Annotated in this window: 1 protein-coding gene and 1 pseudogene; both read left to right on the top strand. The window is 32.1% G+C overall.

All coding sequences use genetic code 11. The features are described 5' to 3' along the window. The coding region (locus HCG70_RS15920; protein WP_221697999.1) for an Hsp20/alpha crystallin family protein at positions 1-314 on the top strand (314 nt) is incomplete at its 5' end. Positions 315-565: 251 nt separating this feature from the next. Then, positions 566-2,616: pseudogene (locus HCG70_RS17730) on the top strand (DUF11 domain-containing protein); the annotation flags it as partial.

Below are 2,616 nucleotides of genomic sequence, written 5' to 3'. Positions count from 1 at the left end.
AGACTGATATAAAGGAAACCCCTGAAGAATACATTGTTCATGCTGAATTACCTGGTGTTAAGAAAGAAGATATAAAAGTTGATTATAATAATAACTATTTAACTATTTCTGCAACAAGAAATAACGAATCTGAAGAAAAGAAAGATCATTATATAAGACGTGAAAGAAGCTATGGATCAGTTTCAAGGGCATTTTATATTAGCAATGTAAATAAAGATTCAATTAAAGCTAAATTCGATAATGGTGTTTTAAATATTGAATTTCCTAAGAAGGAAGTAACTACAAATAATAGTACTCAAATTTTAATTGAATAGTCAAAAATTAATTTTTATTTACTCCTAAAAGTATTTCTTCTCTAGAAAGGAGATGATTCAAGCGGGTTAGATAAAAAATCAGCTACAAAACTTAATTTGTAGCTGATTTTTTTATATTTATAAGTTAAGCTTAATGAAAAGTTTACTCATTAAATTTATTAAATTACTGTACCATATTAAATAGTTACATGAAATTTTCATAGATATATTCATATAATATCTTATTATAGAAAATTTTGTAGGTGCTTTTTATGACTAATTCAAAAAAATATTCTTTAATTAACGAAAATGTAAATATATATACAATTTCAGGAACAGTTGTACACAATAACGGTGGACCCTATAAAGATGTAATAAATACTCCTATGCCTAATGTTACAATTGCATTACAAATTCAAGGGGACAAAAATATTTATGGCGAAGTAACAGAAACTGGAATTGTTGTAAAAACTGATATTAACGGAAGGTTCACTTTTATAAACGTACCTTCTAATAATAGTTATCGAGTTGTTGAGGCTGGACAATATCTAGGTGAAATATCTTCTACTGGAGATTGGAATGACTGTAAAGAGATATCCATAACTCCAATTGACCCATATATTTCTCAAGTTGCTAATGCTCCATCAGACTCTAATAGAATTTGTTCAATATCACCCAATACAGTTTTTATTGATACTTTAACAGAAGATATTGATGATATTTCTTTCATTGATGTTTTTGTTAATGATATTCCACTTTCTTTAGGTAAGTATGTTATTACTGGAAGTAATTTATTTACTGGTGCTGATAATGGTACATTTGGTAATTTGCCAAATGGAACCCCTGTACAAACTAGTCCTGCTTCAAATCCTTATTCAGGTTTTGGAGAAAGCTTTCAATATGTCCAGTATGAACATAATCCTGCAACTCAAACTAGTGACCCTAATCTTGCTTGTCAAAATGACGAACCTGGTGAATTATGTACTTGTACCCATGGTGGTTATCCAACCTGCCCACCATATAACGGTCAATATTCTTTAAGTAATACAATAGCTAATTCTAATTTTTGTGGTTGGTCTACTGGTGGCTGGTTTAATGTTTCCGACCACAAATCTGGTGATGAAACTAGTAGTATGCTAATTGTAAATGGAGCTTATCCAGGTGAATTTATTTTTAAAAGTGATGTTACTCTTAAGGAAAATACTAATTATTTTTTTTCAGCATGGATTTGTAATATAGACCTTTTTCCTAGTGCTGCTTTGCCCAAATTGAGAGTTGAAATAACAGAAGAAGGAAGCTCAACTCCTATTTTTAATGATAATTTAATAGGAAATTTTAAAGTTACAAAAATCCCCACTTGGAATCAGATAGGTACAATGTTAAACTCTGGTACTAGCATAATTGATGGTAAAAATAATTTAGATACTAAGACAACTATTACAATTTCTTTTATTAGTGAAGGTGCTGCTGCAACTGGAAATGATTTTATTATAGATGATATTACTCTTTATGAATTAATTGAAAGTCCTATTACAAATTTAAAAAAATCTGTTGATAAATATGTAGCTAAACCTGGTGATATTCTTTTATATACTATAACCTTTGAAAATACTAGCAATACTGAAATCACTAATTTATATTTTTATGATGAAATTCCTGCCAATACAACCTATGTTGCTAATAGTTTAACAGTAAATAATATGCAATTTACTAATATCGGACAGCCTGGTTATATTGAAACGATAATCCCTTCACTAGGCATAAATGAAGCTGTTACTATAACTTTTAATGTAAAAATTAATAATAATACTGAAAATGGTACTGAAATCATAAATTTTTGTAGACTCTTCTATGGAACTACTGGTGATGAAACTAATATCATTTCTAATACAGTTTATACTATGGTAATAGATACAGAATGTAGTCCATGCCCTACTGGACCTATTGGTCCTCCTGGTATTCTTGGTGCTATTGGTCCTACCGGATGTACTGGCTTTACTGGTACTCCCGGTGATACAGGTCCTACTGGACCTACTGGTCCACCTGGTATTATTGGTGCTATCGGTCCTACTGGCTCTACCGGTATTACTGGTACTCCTGGTGATACAGGTCCTACTGGTCCTACTGGTCCCACTGGTATTATTGGTCCTATAGGCCCTACTGGATGTACTGGTTTTACTGGTACTCCTGGTGATACGGGTCCAACTGGACCTACTGGTCCTCCTGGTATTCTTGGTGCTATCGGTCCTACTGGATGTACTGGTTTTACTGGTACTCCTGGTGATACGGGTCCAACTGGACCTACTGGTCCTCCTGGTATTCT

The organism is Clostridium sp. K04 (assembly GCF_019734375.1).
GTDB lineage: Bacteria > Bacillota > Clostridia > Clostridiales > Clostridiaceae > Clostridium > Clostridium saudiense.
The sequence above is the reverse complement of the archived record's forward strand: the minus strand, read 5'-3'. Positions and strand labels throughout refer to the sequence as shown.